We start from the raw sequence: 15,536 nt of genomic DNA on the forward strand, positions 1-15,536 counted from the left end.
ATTTTTCCTTTTATTTACTCGTATTTTTTTGAAACCTATGATGCTTCTCATACGTTATATTAACGGAGCACACATATCCGGCGGAAACAGAGCATCGGGAATGCTTGGTGAAGAAGATTTACATTTGCAAAATCAATGTAAATTTTTTATGATTTCATTTATATCAGAACGATAATAAGAAAGAAGAGGTTTTATGAAAAAAATATTTGCGAACAAATATAGCTTTTTTGTATTGGCTGTCCTTTTATTTTGGGCGAAATCGTATGCAGCCTACAAAATGGACTTTAATTTAGGAGTGAAAGGTTCTTTTCAAGAGGGTCTTCTCTTATTAAATCCATTTAGTTCAGCCATTGTGTTTTTGGGACTGGCTCTCTTTTTGAAGGGTCGTAAATCTGCCATAGTATTAATTGTGATTGACTTTATTATGACCGCACTTTTATATGCGAATGTAGCGTACTACCGTTTCTTTGATGACTTTTTGACTTTCTCCACAATGAAGCAAGCAGGCAATCTTGGAGGAGGCATGACTGGCGGTGTGTTATCTAGTATTAAGCCGCATGACCTTTTATATTTCCTTGATATCATTATCTTGATTGCGATTGTGATCTGGAGACCAGAAGTGAAGAAATTCCAAATGAAAAAGACATTTGCACTGTTGATTGTGGCTGCAGGTGTAGGACTGTTCTTTGTAAACCTTCATTTAGCTGAAAAGGACCGTCCAGAATTATTAACAAGAACATTTGATCATAAGTATGTTGTCAAATATTTAGGTGTTTATAATTATACGATTTATGACGGAGTACAATCAGCACAAAATGCAACACAGGTAGCAAATGCGAGCAGTGAAGATTTAACGGATGTTGTAAACTATACAGCTTCTCACTATGCGAAGCCAAACGCAGAGTATTTCGGTAAAGCAAAAGGGAAAAACATCATTAAAATCCATTTAGAAAGCTTCCAGTCTTTCTTAATTGACTACAAACTAAATGGAGAAGAAGTGACACCGTTTTTAAACAAGCTGGCTCATGGGAAAGAGGACTTTACGTATTTTGATAACTTCTTCCATCAGACAGGTCAAGGAAAGACAGCTGATGCTGAACTGATGATGGATAATAGTATGTTCGGCTTGCCAGAGGGAGCAGCGTTTGTGACAAAAGGTGAAAATACTTACCAATCACTCCCTGCTATCCTAGATCAAAAAGCAGGCTATACGAGCGCAGTGCTTCATGGCGACTATAAATCTTTCTGGAACCGTGACACGATTTATAAACATATGGGATATGATCAATTCTTCGATGCTTCACATTACAACATGGATGAAGAAAATCTTGTGAATATGGGTCTGAAGGATAAACCATTCTTCAAAGAATCAATCCCGATGCTAGAATCAATGAAAAAGCCATTTTATGCACATTTAATGACATTGACTAATCACTATCCATTTAATTTAGATGAAAAAGATGCGACGATTGCTAAGGCAACAACTGGTGACAAAACAGTAGATAACTACTTCCAAACAGCAAGGTATCTAGATGAGTCATTAGAGCAATTCTTTAAAGACTTGAAAAAATCAGGTATGTATAAAGACTCTGTCATTTTATTATATGGTGATCACAACGGTATTTCTGAAAACCATAACCGTGCAATGAGCGAAATTCAAGGGAAAGAAATTACACCTTATCAAAATGCTCAAAACCAGCGTGTACCACTCATGATTCGTATTCCTGGCAAACAGGGCGGCGTGAACCATACGTATGGTGGTGAAGTAGACGTGATGCCTACGCTTCTTCACTTACAAGGTATTGATTCAAATGAGTATGTGAATTTTGGAACAGATCTATTCTCTAAGAAACATGATCAAACTGTTGCATTCCGTAACGGAAACTATGTGACACCAAAATATACACTTGTAGATAACACTGTCTATGATACAAAAACAGGTAAAGTTGTGAAACAAAATAAAAAGACAGAGGCGATTAAAGCCCGTGTCGATAATCAGTTAAGCCTTTCAGATAAAGTGCTTTATAGGGATCTTCTTCGATTCCATAAGCTGTCTGATTTTAAACCAGTGAATCCATCTGATTATTTCTATGGTAAATCAAAAGAAAAAGAAGAGGATTCTTCTACTAAGTAACTGAGTTTTGGGCAAGCACAGAAGGGTGCTTGCCTTTTTCTCTCTCATCGCTTGATTTGTTGGCAAATTATGTTTATATTTAGGGTGATACAAGCGTGATGCTGGCGTGCAGCTAGCGGAACTCATTTCGTCCTAGGGGATTTCAGGAGGAGCTTATGACAACAAATACAAAAACACAAAAAAAGAAATCAGAAGTATGGGGCTGGCTCAAAGCGATCTTGATCGCATTCATTGCCGTTTTTATCATTCGTAACTTTTTATTCGCACCGTATATTGTAAAAGGGACCTCTATGGATCCAACATTGCATAATACAGAGCGGGTTTTTGTGAATAAGACGGTTGATTATTTCGGTGATTATAAGCGGGGACAGATCATTGTTCTTGATGGGGAAGACCGCAGTACTCATTATGTTAAACGGTTGATTGGTTTACCTGGTGATAAAATTGAAATGAAAAATGACCAGCTGTATGTCAATGGTCAAAAGGTGGCAGAGCCTTACTTAGCGTCAAACAAAAAGAAAGCAGCCGCAGATGGCATCTTGCTGACACCTGATTTTGGTCCTCTTACCGTTCCAAAAGGCAAGTATTTTGTCATGGGTGACAACCGTCAAAACTCAATGGACAGTCGTAATGGCTTAGGTCTTTTTACAAAGAGTGATATTCAAGGAACGACATCATTTGTGTTCTATCCTTTCCAAGACGTTCGACTACTCAATAATGAATGAAACATAAAAAAGCACACAGAGGTGTGCTTTTTCTATTTCATTCAGCCTGGCTTTTTTTGATCGCCTGTTCAAGATCTGCAATAATGTCTTCAATCGCTTCTGTTCCAACAGATAAACGAATGAGCTCAGGTGTCACGCCTGTCGCTTTTTGTTCTGCTTCACTTAATTGCTGATGCGTTGTGCTGGCAGGATGAATGATCAATGATTTAGAATCGCCCACATTTGCGAGATGTGAGAAAAGTTTAACTGAATCAATAAGCTTTTTACCTGCTTCTCGTCCACCTTTAATACCGAATGTGAGAATGGCGCCTTGTCCTTTTGGTAAATAGGTTTGAGCAAGCTCATAAGATTCATGGCTTTCAAGACCTGGGTAGCTTACCCAATCTACAAGAGGGTGATCTTGTAAGAATTGCGCTGTTTTTAACGCATTTTCACTATGTCGCTCGAGACGCAGATGCAAAGTTTCTAGGCCTTGCAGAAGTAAAAATGAATTGAAAGGTGACAAGGCTGCTCCTAAATCCCGTAAGAGCTGCACACGTGCTTTTGTGATATAAGCCGCTTCTCCAATTGCTTCGGTATACGTCAGGCCGTGATAACTTGGATCTGGTTCAGTCAGCCCTTTGAACTTATCACTGTCGGCCCAAGGAAACTTGCCGCTATCGACAATGACACCGCCAATTGATGTACCATGACCGCCAATGAATTTTGTAGCGGAATGGACGACAATGTCTGCGCCAAACTCAATCGGTCTTAATAAATATGGGCTTGCGAGCGTATTGTCCACAATAAGCGGAATGTGGTGCTTGTGTGCAATGGCTGAGATGGCTTCAATATGTAGAATGTCGCCTTTAGGATTCCCAATACTCTCTGCATACACTGCCTTCGTTTTGTCTGTAATCGCTGCTTCGAGTTCTTCAAGGTTGGATGAATCGACAAATTTCACTGTAATGCCGAGCTTTTTAAGCGTATGAGCAAACAGATTGTAGGTGCCTCCATAAAGGCTGCTTGAGGATACAATTTCGTCACCAGCTCCTGCAATATTTAAAATAGAATAAGTGGTCGCTGCTTGTCCAGAAGAGACAGCAAGTGCACCAATGCCGCCCTCAAGCTCGGCGATCCGTTTTTCAAAGACGTCATTTGTGGGGTTCATAATGCGAGAATAAATATTTCCGGTTTCCTGCAGTCCGAATAAATTCGCCGCATGCTCACTATCTCTAAAACCGAAAGAGCTTGTTTGGTAAATAGGCACGGCTCTTGAATAGGTTGCTGAATCAAGCTCCTGACCTGCGTGAATGGCTTTTGTTTCTAAACGGAATGGACGTTCTTCTGACATGTGTGTATCCTCCTTTTGTTAGATAAAACCAACTACTTTGATAAGAAATATTTAATAAGACTATAAATCTTGTTTCGAGCTTGGTCAATCATTTTTTTAGATAAATCTGAAAAAATAATAAATAAAGTTGATGGGCTTTTTTAATTTCAATGAGGAAGGGTGTGGATACGCTGGATGAAAAGAGGGATTGTTGCATTAGAGAGTACGGATCAGTTTTTTTGAAAGCAATCAATCATTGCCAACTAGTGAAATCATGGGAATGTCTATGCTGTAAGTTGTTTTTTCATAAAAAGAAGCGAATCATATGTTGGATGTTACTCAAGAAAAGAAAGGGCTTTTTTCCCAATGGACTTTCTTGTATATACATATTTTAAGTGACAAGAGAAGAAGGGAAATAGACTCACTCTTTTATCGGAATTATCAGTAAATATTTCATAAATGGTGTGTTAACGACATATAATTAGGACCTTTTTATCTGATATATCGGGGGAATTCTTTCTATTTCACAAAAAAGAAATAATATATAAAGGGATTGATAAAAATGGACTATTTCAAAAAAAGAAGAAAAAAGATGGTTCAATTGCCATTATATGGGTTTTGTGGTTCTTAAGGAGTGGAAAAATCTAGCTAATAAGATAGGGGTCATGCACTTAAAAGTGAAGAATTGAATAAAAAGTCACATTTTATCCGAAAGTACGTTCGGTCAAAAATGGGATCTTCTGTTGATGTTTGGAGAGTAGAGCCTATGATACGATCATCATAAGCTGGGAGGTGAAAAGTATGACTTATGCAGCGCCGCAAGTTGACTATTCCACTATGGAACCTGCTATTATGGACCAAGCTTGGTTCTTAGTATTTGTTGCTGTCCTTCTTGGATTGGGAGCAACAGTTGTTCTAGGAGCAGCAGTTTGGTGTTTAGCAAACGGCAAGGGTAGCTTTACAGGAGCCGTTCAGTGGGAAAGTGGCTTAAAAGTCCAAATTGAATGTAAGTAGCTATACTTAGGATTCATCTTTTTACTTCTATGAAATGACACCAAGGCTAAACCGTCTGTGGCGGGCGGTTTAGCCTGATCTGTTTTTAAAGAATATGCAGACACTTGGAGGTTATATGTTTACGATCGAGAAATTAACCAAGACGTATAAAAATAACGTGACTGCTGTCAATGATTTTCATTTAAAAATCGACCCTCATCAAATCGTTGCTGTTGCTGGACCGAATGGTTCTGGTAAAACAACGATGATTAACTGTATACTCGGCATCATTAAGCATACAGAAGGAACGATTCTGTTGCAGGATGTCACAAATGACGAACCATCCTTTAAAAAACAAGTAGCCTATGTTCCAGATGATCTGCTGCTCCCTGAAGCATTGACTGGGGCTGAATATTTAGATTTTGTTTCTTCTATGTATGAATGTAAAACAATTCATAGAAGAAATCAACTAATTGAACTGTTTGATATGGACTCGGCTTTATCAAGACCGATTGAAACCTATTCACATGGTATGAAAAAAAAGACACAGCTGATTGCCGCCTTTATGCTTGATAGTCAATTGGTGATCATGGATGAGCCCTTTAGAGGACTTGATATTGAAGCGGTTATAAACACAAAGAAACTGATGAAGCGTTATGCCGAGCACCATGGTGCGATCTTGCTTTCAACGCATGATATGCTTTCAGCGGAAGAGCTGTGCCACAAAATCGCCATTATTTCTAAGGGAAATAAAATGGATGAAGGAACGGTCTCAGCCTTAAAAGAGAAGTATCAATCAAGCACATTGGAACAGGTGTTTCTGAAAGCTTCAATGTTAAGTGATAGGGGTGCACATTTTGATGAAATCATTAATCATTTCTAGAATGATGCTTAAAATGTGGCAGCAGGAGATGTATAAGCTCTTTGATACTCAGACGAAGCGGATCATTGTGATCTTATTCTTTTTATTTGCCGTCACAATGGGCGCCATCATCGGATACAGTTTTACGGGTGTCTTTATGAAGGCTTTCTTAAATGGCGATGAGCGCTCACTAGGATTACTCGTTGTGTCAATGGCGATCAATGCATCCATCTTTACTAGCCTGTTATTCATTTTGATCAAGGTCAGAACGCCTGAGCAAGACCGTTTTTCTATGCAGCTCAGCTGGTTCCCGCTTTCTACCTTTCAGAAAAGCCTTGGTTACTTTATTCCGATGGTGACAGTAGTGGCAGGACTTGTTTTATTTTTTATCGGTATTCTGCTTTTACCTAATTTTATTGCCCAGGGAATAGGTATTTTCTTTATCTTTACGTTCTTTTTGATGGTGATTTTGCAATCGCTTTTTGTCTTAATGCTTTTGCAACTCATTTATAATATGACGTATTTGGTCATTCTGAAATTAAAATTACCGTTGCAAAAATTTGCAGCGATCTTTGTTTTATTAGCACTGGTTGTAGCGTATGGAATGACGCATTTTGATATCAGTCAAATTCAGCAATCATATATACAGTTTGATTATCATTTGATGTATTTTACAGCACCGTTTTTCTTAGCGGCTCAAGGGATGTCTCCTGAAGGGGTAAACTATGCAATTTTGATTCTGTTTATCCTTTTATCGGCGAGCGGTGCATTTCTTTCCCTTGCGATGATGCCGATTATGGCAGAGAAAAAAGCGTTAACCTTCTTAAACAAACTGCCGTTCTCTTCTTCAAAAAAATGGTCACTTATTGTAAAGGAAATGAAATCACAGGTGCGAAATGAAGAAAACATTTTAAACTTTCTCATTCTCCTCATTGTGATCTTATTCGTCCGTTATCAATTTGGATTCCGTTTTGAAGAAGAAGCATTTTTTGTTCTCTGCGCTCTTGCTGGATTAACCGCCTTCAATTCATTTGGCAATGATAAACGAATGCTGGGGATGTACAAAACATTTGGTCTAAGATCGTGGGAAGTGGCTCTGTATAAGTTTATCGGGCTTTTGTTTGTTGGTGTACTGCAAATTGCAATCTTCATGCTGACAACGCTGACGCTTCCTGATCAGGTTTGGAACGTATTGATTGGGGCCGCTGTCTTATGCAATGCCACTGCGCTCTTTTATGTAGTAGGTATTTTACTTCCGCTTGATCGGAACAATCCTTACACAGGCATTTTTTCATTTGGAGCACTTATTTTACTCATGATTCCGATTGTTTTTATTGGAAACTATGTCATAGGGGAGTCGAGTCAAACGCTTCAGTGGCTGCTTGTAGCTGCATTTGAAGGTCTGCTCATCTTTGCCATATACAAAGGTTTTTCATGGAGGTATTCACATGATTCAACTTCTTAACAATAAGCTAAAGATTGAGCGGGTACCGGCTTTCGCGCCGTATGTGACCTTACAAAAGAGGCATCTCACGGATACGCAGTATGGAAGCACACTCCCGATTAATGAAAGTGCCTATCATATGTTAACGAAAGTAGATGGCAAAAGGACAGAAGCGAGTATTACCACAGAGCTCGCCGATTTGTTTCAGGTCGATGAGTCTGTGATTTCTCGTGACTTTTATCAACTGATAATGGGGTTGAATCAGAACCACTTACTGTCTATTCATTATCAATCACCATATCGGATTGTGACAGCCTGCTGTCAATTTTTCAAGCAGTATCAAGTGAAAATGAAGGAACGATTTGATTGCACTGGTCACTCGTTCCTTCATATTTTTGGGACAGCATTACTCATGGTGACGCGTAAAATCATCTTTTTCTGGATGCTATTTATGGTCATGGCAGGAATCGCTTTTTTATTCATTCCTGACCGGTCGATTGCAGCCATTGCGATTTATTTTACAATTATTTATTTTGGATTAATTACGGGAACGGCCTTACATGAGGCAGCACACGGCTATACGCATCGGAAATTTGCGGGACGGGATGGTCCACAAGGTTTTTTTGCAAGTGATATGATGTCAGTGAAATTTGTGAGACCGGTATTAGATCCGTTTCAGAAAAAGCAGGTATGGATTACCCTGCTTGGGCCGCTTGTCCCAGGTGTGATCGGAGCAGCAGGGATCATTGTGACCGTATTATGTCTAAAAGAAAATCCAATTTCAACAGGTTTCTTTATTTTTTCAATCACGTATTTTATTCAATTACTCTATCTTCTTCCATTTATGGGGGATGGTAAATCCATTATGAAGCAGCTATTGCTTGGGGGAATGGGAGGACAACGATCATGAACGTACAGGCGATGAAACAAGGTGCTATTGTTGGTGGTTTTCTGGGGTTTTTAGGCTTTCCGATGCTGACAATCGGCATATTATTCTATCATTTATTTCAATCAAAAACGAATGATGCTTTATTATTTAACAGTCTCGCTTTTGAGATGGAAGGTTCATCCGCATTTACTTTTCAAATCAAGCCAAACTTTTTTATTTATATGATTGTGATTTTTGCCGCGAGTTTTCTCATTGTGGCTATCTTATCAGCCATGAAGCAGAAAAAAGCGAAAGGTTAGGAGAATTCTCCTAATCTTTTTTTTGTATGTCCAACCAAATTTTAGTATAATAGAAAATAAAAAACATCAAAGGGGATCTCAATGTTAAAAAAATGGAGTGTTCTTATATTCACTGTTTTTCTATTAGCAGGATGCGGTGAGAAGGCTGAAGAAACCACGCAAACCGAGAAGACGGTATCGACAATAAACACGGAGTCTGCTACTAAGAAGCAAGTAACCATCGAACAAATGAAACTGACAAAAAAAGAAAAAAACTTACTAGAAGCATCAACCACTAATGAAATGGTCGCTTTGACAATAAAAGGATTAACGAAGAAGGATAAGAGTATTACGTTTATCGGGAGTCATTATAAAAATGGCCGATTAGCTAATAAGGAAGCGTCATCTGCCACCTTTACTTTACATCAGGATGGAACCGACCAAACGATGAATGTGCTCTTACAATTAAGGCATGAGAAAGATACATATGAATCACAATTTAGTATGTGGTCAGACAACAAGAACGAGGGAATGACGAAAGCAACAGCAAGCTTTCCGTTCAAAGTAAGTGACTATGTTTTTTCTGCACAATCTGAAACTGTCAAAGTCTCTTCTGGAGGAAAGGCACTGATTGCGTATACAGCGGCAATGGGGAAAGACGGAAATTCACCAATGCTTGAAGAGATTGAGAAAAATCCTAAGCAAGCGCTGAAGAATAAGTCACATGCCTACTTATTTTACATCCAGCTCGATAAATAACTATCGTAATATATACGGAGAATATGAAGTTTTTTGACGAAAAATCTTCATATTCTCTTGACGAATTGTTTAGGAAGTTGTAACATAATAAAGGTCAACGCGATGACGTTGCTTTTGAAAAATTGATGCGGGTGTAGTTTAGTGGTAAAACCTCAGCCTTCCAAGCTGATGTCGTGAGTTCGATTCTCATCACCCGCTCCAATACATAATTTTTGTTAATAACGCAGTATTTCGTTTCTTAGATAAACGAAGTGTTGCGTTTTTTATTATGTCAGTATAATGTGAAAAAGCACTGTCAAGCTACAGTGCTTTTTCAATAAATTCATATTTACTTTCTCCACCATGTATTTGTACAAACATCTTTGTCAAGGATTGGATGAGAGCTTCACTCTTTTCCCTGGAAATAGATGGCGGAAACAGAATGATTTGCAGAATGTTTTTTGTGTCTTGAGAAATGTGTGCTTTACTTGGTTGAGAAAATAATCCCTTAAGTCCTGCGTTGTCCTGCCATTCAATGTAACCACTCTCATGTTTTGCTAGTGAAAGCGGCTCTTCTATGCGATCAGCATCGAATGTCAGGATAGGCAAGAAATATTTTAAAGAGAAAAAGATCGACAAATCCTGTACGGAATTGGTCGAGTCAATAAATTGTTCCTTTTGGATATCAGCAAGAATTGGCAGGAAAGGAACGTCTTTTAAAAGGTCCGTCCATTCTTTGATTGCTGATACTTCTTCTAAGACTTTATCTTCGTATTCAAAGAATAAAGATTCTTGAAACAGGCGTAGCCGGCCTTTTAACATTTGAGGGGATGTGCCAACTTCAATATGCGAATATTCAATCTGTCCAACATGGATAGACGGGTTGTCAGGATGAGAAATTTCCATATGTATCTTCACAGTGACTCACTCCAATCGGTCATGATACACTCGTATTATACTGAAAACAACAGAAGAAACAAAGAAAGGAGGTTTGCAAGGTGATTCATGTTGGAGAATTAAAAGAAGAATTGATTCAATATGCGAAAGAAATTGGTGTCGATAAAATCCGATTTGCAAGTGCTGATACATTTGATTCATTAAAAGATCGCCTCATCTTACATGAATCGTTAGGGTATTTGTCAGGCTTTGAAGAGCCTGATATCGAAAAACGAACAAACCCTTCTTTGCTGCTTCCGAAGGCCAAATCAATTGTTGCGATAGCGCTCGCGTATCCTTCCAAAATGAAAGATGCTCCTCGAAGTACAAAGGATGCAAGAAGAGGGATCTTTTGCCGTGCTTCTTGGGGAACAGACTATCATGTTGTGCTGAAAAAAAAGCTCGATATGCTCGAGGAATTCTTGCGAAGCAAACATGTCGATATACGAACAAAATCAATGGTGGATACAGGGGAGCTGTCCGATCGTGCAGTAGCGGAACGTGCTGGCATAGGTTTTAGTGCGAAGAACTGTATGATTATCACGCCAGAGTTTGGGTCTTACGTGTATTTGGCTGAAATGATCACAAATGTCCCATTTGAACCGGATGAAAAAATTGAAGACCAGTGCGGAACGTGTAATAAATGTGTTGATTCGTGTCCAACTGGTGCACTTGTAAATCCAGGACAGCTGAATTCCCAGCGATGTATTTCCTTTTTAACGCAAACGAAAGGATTTTTGCCTGACGAGTTTCGTTCGAAAATAGGAAATCGTTTATATGGGTGTGATACGTGCCAAATTGTCTGCCCGATCAATAAAGGGAAGGACTTTCACCTGCATCCTGAAATGGAGCCGGATCCTGAAATTGCGAAGCCGCTCTTAAAGCCGCTTCTTACGATCAGTAATCGTGAGTTTAAGGAAAAATACGGTCATGTTTCAGGTTCATGGCGGGGGAAAAAGCCAATTCAGCGAAATGCGATTTTGGCACTTGCTCACTTTAAAGATACATCTGCCTTACCCGTGTTGATTGATTTGATGCACAAGGATCCAAGGCCTGTTATTCGAGGCACGGCTGCTTGGGCAATTGGGAAAATTGGCGACGAGCAGCTACTCCCAGAGCTGGAAAAAGCCCTTGAGCGGGAAAGTGATGAGGAAGCGAAACAAGAAATTGTCAAAGGGATTGAGTTTTTACAGACACCTTTAAATACTAAATAACATCTCTGTGAACATAGAATGAACCAAACAGAGATTTTAAAAAAAGTTTGGTGGTGTCTGTGTGAAACAATTATTAGAGCAAACATTAGAAGACAGGCTTGGTTATTTATTAAATGGAAGTGCAATCAAACAGCCGCAGCTCATGTCTGATGTGGAAGCAGTCGAACGGAAAAAAGAGCTTTTTGCTAGAAGACAGGTGGAGATTGTCAAGGCGAAGGCGAAAGCAACACTCCTAGATTCAACGATTCAGGATGATGGGGCTCAGCATGTGCAGTATCTTGCTCATCTCACTTATGTATGCAAGGATGTAGACGATTCTTTTTATTTAGAGGAACAAGTAGAAAAAAGAGAAGCGTTCCTTTACAACGACATGCTTGTGAAAGATCGGATAATGCTAGAAAAGCGGCAAATGGAAGAGCAGGTGGATGAGCGCTTTCAGACCGAAGAACAGTTTGGGAGAGCCTTTCACTATGACCGGCGGGCAGCCGTACAATATGCGGAGACGTACTGGAATAAACGAAATCCCGCCTATAAAAACTTCGATGATAACTGCACAAATTTTATTTCACAATGCTTGAAGGCAGGGAATGCGCCAACGAGAGGGTATCCGAACCGCGGATCTGGCTGGTGGGTGCGGCCGCATACGTGGAGCTATAGCTGGACGGTGGCTCATTCGATGAAAAATTATTTAGCGAATTCGAAAGCGGGTTTAAGAGCAAAGAAACTCAAGGAAGCGCAGGAGCTTCAAATTGGTGATGTCATTTGCTACGATTTTGAGGGAGATGGCAGGTATAATCATACAACCATTGTCGTCGATCACGATAAAGGCGGAATGCCTCTTGTGAATGCTCAGACATATGACAGCCGAATGCGTTATTGGTCGTATGAGGATTCGACCGCCTATACACCAGCTATTCGTTATACGTTTTTTCACATTTTGGACGATGCCGCGAAGGGTAGTTAATGGTATAATGTTGAGCGGAAAAGAAAATTAGAGGTGAACTTTTTTGGGACTTCATGTCGTTTTATATCAACCAGAGATTCCAGCTAATACTGGAAATATTGCGCGTACATGTGCAGCAACAAATACAACCCTTCATCTGATTCGTCCGCTTGGTTTTTCGACAGATGATAAAATGCTGAAGCGTGCAGGACTCGATTATTGGAAATATGCCAATGTCGTCTATCATGACTCGCTTGATGAATTGTTTGAGGCTCATCCGAAGGGACAATTCTTCTATATCACAAAATTTGGCCAAAAGCCGCATACGACATTTGATTACTCTCAGTTAGATGAAGATTACTTCTTCGTTTTTGGCAGAGAGACAAGTGGATTGCCGAAAGATTTGATCGAGCGGAATATGGACCGCTGCCTTCGTCTACCGATGACAGAACATGTTCGTTCTCTGAATCTATCGAATACGGCAGCAATTCTTGTGTATGAGGCACTTCGACAGCAGCAATATCGAGATCTGATATAAGGTTAAGAAGAAAGCTGGGATACCAATCTCGGCTTTTTTTATATGAGATAAGGAACAAAATATGATTTGTTCAGTCTATTTTTTGACATATTGAAAAAATCGAAGCACAGTGAATAAGCAGGTGCTAAAAACAACGAACTAAATGAAAAAAGGATGTTCCGCTCATGGAACATCCTTTTTTTCATTTACCAGGCTTGCCTTCGTAGCCAGCTGTGAAAATGGATACTAAAAACGTAATGATGACGCCCATCATAATGACCGTTCTCATATAAGCTCCCCCTTATCCCTTTGTTTCTATCGCTGCCTGTTTCATATGATGTGAAGTTCGCCTTGAAAAGCAGGAGAAGAAGATCATTTTTCTCCTGTTTTTCCTTTATTATGAAGGGTCTTGCGGATGGTTGTCAATTCAGTTTGCCAATTCGTCATTTTGAAGAACGAAAGCATGTAATAGGACGCCTCCGCATAGATTGTAAAACAGTATCTGATTACTTGCTTCAATCTTGAAAGAGGAGGTTCATATGGATATTTTAAAGAAAATCGAACAGCACAGAGAAGAAGAGCAGCGTCTTAAATGGGAAGGCACATTTGGCGAGTATTTAGACATTATAAAGGAAAATCCACTTGTCGCTCAATCTGCTCATTCTCGCGTTTATCATATGATTAAAGACAGCGGGATTGAAGAGGAGAATGGGGTCAGAACGTACAAATTTTTTGATCAGGAGCTTTTTGGATTAGAGGAATCATTGGAAAGATTAGTGGAGGAATACTTTCACCCTGCTGCCAAGCGCCTCGATGTGAGGAAGCGTATTTTGTTATTGATGGGACCAGTGAGCGGGGGGAAATCTACGCTTGTTACTAGGCTGAAAAGAGGACTAGAGGAATATTCACTGACAGATCATGGCGCAGTCTATGCGATCAAAGGCTGCCCGATGCATGAAGATCCGCTTCATCTTATTCCGCAAAATCTGCGGGAGGATTTTTATAGAGAATATGGCATTCGTGTGCAGGGGAATTTGTCCCCTCTGAATATGATGAGGCTGGAAGAGGAATATGGCGGACGAATTGAGGATGTAAGGGTTGAACGGATCTTCTTCTCAGAGGATAAACGGACCGGTATTGGTACCTTTAGTCCGTCTGATCCGAAATCTCAGGACATTGCTGATTTAACAGGAAGCATCGATTTTTCAACCATTGCTGAATTTGGATCAGAGTCAGATCCAAGGGCCTACCGCTTTGATGGAGAACTCAATAAAGCAAACCGAGGGATGATGGAGTTTCAGGAGATGTTAAAGTGTGATGAGAAGTTTCTATGGCATCTTCTGTCATTAACGCAGGAAGGAAATTTTAAAGCAGGCCGTTTTGCCTTGATTAGTGCAGATGAATTGATCGTTGCTCATACGAATGAAACCGAGTACCGGTCGTTTATTTCAAATAAAAAGAACGAGGCCTTGCATTCAAGAATTATTGTGATGCCGATTCCTTATAACTTGAAGGTGACAGAGGAGGAACGCATTTATCATAAAATGATTTCAGAAAGTGATGTTTCTGATGTGCATATTGCCCCGCATACGCTGAAAGTAGCAGCGATGTTCTCCATTTTGACAAGACTCAAAGAGCCGAAGCGTTCTGATATTGATTTGGTGAAAAAAATGCGTCTGTATGACGGAGAAAGTGTCGAAGGCTTCCAATCTGCTGATATTGATGAGATGAAAAAGGAATTTCATGATGAAGGGATGAGCGGAATTGATCCGCGATATGTGATTAACCGCATTTCCTCCACTATTATCCGGAAGAATATGGAGTCGATCAATGCGCTGGATGTTCTTCGTTCGTTAAAAGAAGGACTCGATCAGCATCCGTCTATCTCAAGCGAGGACCGGGAGCGCTATTTGAATTTTATTTCTGTTGCGCGAAAAGAGTACGACGATATTGCCAAGAAGGAAGTACAAAAGGCATTTGTGTATTCCTATGAGGAGTCTGCGAAAACACTGATGGATAATTACTTAGATAATGTCGAGGCCTATTGCAACAAAAACAAGCTGCGTGATCCGTTAACCGGTGAAGAAATGAATCCTGATGAAAAGCTTATGCGTTCAATTGAAGAGCAGATCGGAATTTCTGAAAATGCGAAAAAGGCATTTAGAGAAGAAATTCTGATTCGTATTTCGGCTTATGCGAGGAAGGGCAAACGCTTTGATTATAATTCTCATGAGAGATTGCGTGAGGCGATTCAGAAGAAGCTGTTTGCTGATTTAAAAGATGTGGTGAAAATCACGACGTCAACGAAGACACCGGATGAACAGCAGCTGAAGAAAGTGAATGAAGTAGTGGCTAGATTAATTGATGAACATGGCTATAATTCAACAAGTGCAAATGAACTTTTAAAATATGTAGGCAGTCTTCTTAATCGTTAATAAATGAAGGAGGCATTATTGGCGCACCTGCACCGGTAATGTCTTTTTTAGAAATGACCGTCAACTTGGGTGACGAGCAGCATAAGATAAAGGAATCGGTGGTTAGAAGAATTGTG

The 15,536-nt window shown here is 39.7% G+C and carries 14 protein-coding genes and 1 tRNA gene; 13 read left to right on the top strand and 2 right to left on the bottom strand.

All coding sequences use genetic code 11. The features are described from left to right. Positions 1-193 precede the first annotated feature (193 nt). Positions 194-2,134, top strand: coding sequence for an LTA synthase family protein (locus tag MHB79_RS04570; RefSeq protein ID WP_003210978.1), 1,941 nt, complete (start codon positions 194-196; stop codon positions 2,132-2,134). 155 nt (positions 2,135-2,289) lie between these two features. Continuing rightward, complete coding sequence (gene lepB, locus MHB79_RS04575; RefSeq protein WP_003211638.1) at positions 2,290-2,859, top strand: signal peptidase I; 570 nt, start codon at positions 2,290-2,292, stop codon at positions 2,857-2,859. Between the two features lie 37 nt (positions 2,860-2,896). On the opposite strand, the gene MHB79_RS04580 is transcribed toward lepB, so the two are convergent. Next, positions 2,897-4,192 carry a homocysteine synthase gene (locus tag MHB79_RS04580; RefSeq protein ID WP_340989151.1) on the bottom strand — a complete coding sequence of 432 codons (1,296 nt, stop codon included), beginning with the start codon at positions 4,190-4,192 and terminating at the stop codon, positions 2,897-2,899. Between the two features lie 780 nt (positions 4,193-4,972). On the opposite strand from MHB79_RS04580, the gene MHB79_RS04585 reads away from it, so the two are divergent. The 7 genes from MHB79_RS04585 (at position 4,973) to MHB79_RS04615 (ending at position 9,597) form a co-directional block, all read left to right on the top strand. Continuing rightward, on the top strand, positions 4,973-5,185 hold the full coding sequence (locus MHB79_RS04585; RefSeq protein WP_003211695.1) for a hypothetical protein: 213 nt from the start codon (positions 4,973-4,975) through the stop codon (positions 5,183-5,185). A 115-nt stretch (positions 5,186-5,300) separates the two neighbouring features. After that, a complete protein-coding gene (locus MHB79_RS04590) occupies positions 5,301-6,047 on the top strand; it encodes an ABC transporter ATP-binding protein (RefSeq protein WP_050945447.1) in 747 nt (248 codons plus the stop codon). Continuing rightward, a complete protein-coding gene (locus MHB79_RS04595; RefSeq protein ID WP_340989153.1) occupies positions 6,025-7,491 on the top strand; it encodes a hypothetical protein in 1,467 nt (488 codons plus the stop codon). Before MHB79_RS04590 ends, MHB79_RS04595 begins: the two co-directional genes overlap by 23 nt. After that, positions 7,475-8,380: a PqqD family protein gene (locus MHB79_RS04600; RefSeq protein ID WP_340989155.1), complete on the top strand. Its 906-nt coding sequence runs from the start codon at positions 7,475-7,477 to the stop codon at positions 8,378-8,380. The genes MHB79_RS04595 and MHB79_RS04600 overlap by 17 nt, the downstream gene beginning before the upstream one ends. Further along, on the top strand, positions 8,377-8,658 hold the full coding sequence (locus MHB79_RS04605) for a hypothetical protein (RefSeq protein WP_003211021.1): 282 nt from the start codon (positions 8,377-8,379) through the stop codon (positions 8,656-8,658). Before MHB79_RS04600 ends, MHB79_RS04605 begins: the two co-directional genes overlap by 4 nt. A gap of 81 nt (positions 8,659-8,739) precedes the next feature. Then, positions 8,740-9,396 carry a hypothetical protein gene (locus tag MHB79_RS04610; protein WP_003211065.1) on the top strand — a complete coding sequence of 219 codons (657 nt, stop codon included), beginning with the start codon at positions 8,740-8,742 and terminating at the stop codon, positions 9,394-9,396. Between the two features lie 127 nt (positions 9,397-9,523). Continuing rightward, positions 9,524-9,597: transfer RNA gene (locus MHB79_RS04615), tRNA-Gly, on the top strand. 99 nt (positions 9,598-9,696) lie between these two features. On the opposite strand, the gene MHB79_RS04620 is transcribed toward MHB79_RS04615, so the two are convergent. After that, positions 9,697-10,293 (bottom strand): hypothetical protein, encoded by a 597-nt coding sequence (locus MHB79_RS04620; RefSeq protein ID WP_223251207.1) that lies wholly within the window; start codon positions 10,291-10,293, stop codon positions 9,697-9,699. Between the two features lie 83 nt (positions 10,294-10,376). On the opposite strand from MHB79_RS04620, the gene queG reads away from it, so the two are divergent. From queG to MHB79_RS04640, 4 genes are all read left to right on the top strand, one after another. Next, positions 10,377-11,525 (top strand): tRNA epoxyqueuosine(34) reductase QueG, encoded by a 1,149-nt coding sequence (gene queG, locus MHB79_RS04625; RefSeq protein ID WP_106029965.1) that lies wholly within the window; start codon positions 10,377-10,379, stop codon positions 11,523-11,525. Between the two features lie 61 nt (positions 11,526-11,586). Continuing rightward, entirely contained in the window at positions 11,587-12,489 is a 903-nt protein-coding gene (locus MHB79_RS04630) for an amidase domain-containing protein (protein WP_106029883.1), read from the top strand. Between the two features lie 43 nt (positions 12,490-12,532). Further along, positions 12,533-13,006 (top strand): tRNA (uridine(34)/cytosine(34)/5-carboxymethylaminomethyluridine(34)-2'-O)-methyltransferase TrmL, encoded by a 474-nt coding sequence (gene trmL / locus MHB79_RS04635; RefSeq protein ID WP_003211950.1) that lies wholly within the window; start codon positions 12,533-12,535, stop codon positions 13,004-13,006. A 518-nt stretch (positions 13,007-13,524) separates the two neighbouring features. Then, positions 13,525-15,420 carry a PrkA family serine protein kinase gene (locus MHB79_RS04640; RefSeq protein ID WP_003211752.1) on the top strand — a complete coding sequence of 632 codons (1,896 nt, stop codon included), beginning with the start codon at positions 13,525-13,527 and terminating at the stop codon, positions 15,418-15,420. Positions 15,421-15,536: the final 116 nt, after the last annotated feature.

The organism is Bacillus sp. FSL M7-0558 (genome assembly GCF_038003245.1).
Taxonomy (GTDB): domain Bacteria; phylum Bacillota; class Bacilli; order Bacillales; family Bacillaceae; genus Bacillus; species Bacillus pumilus.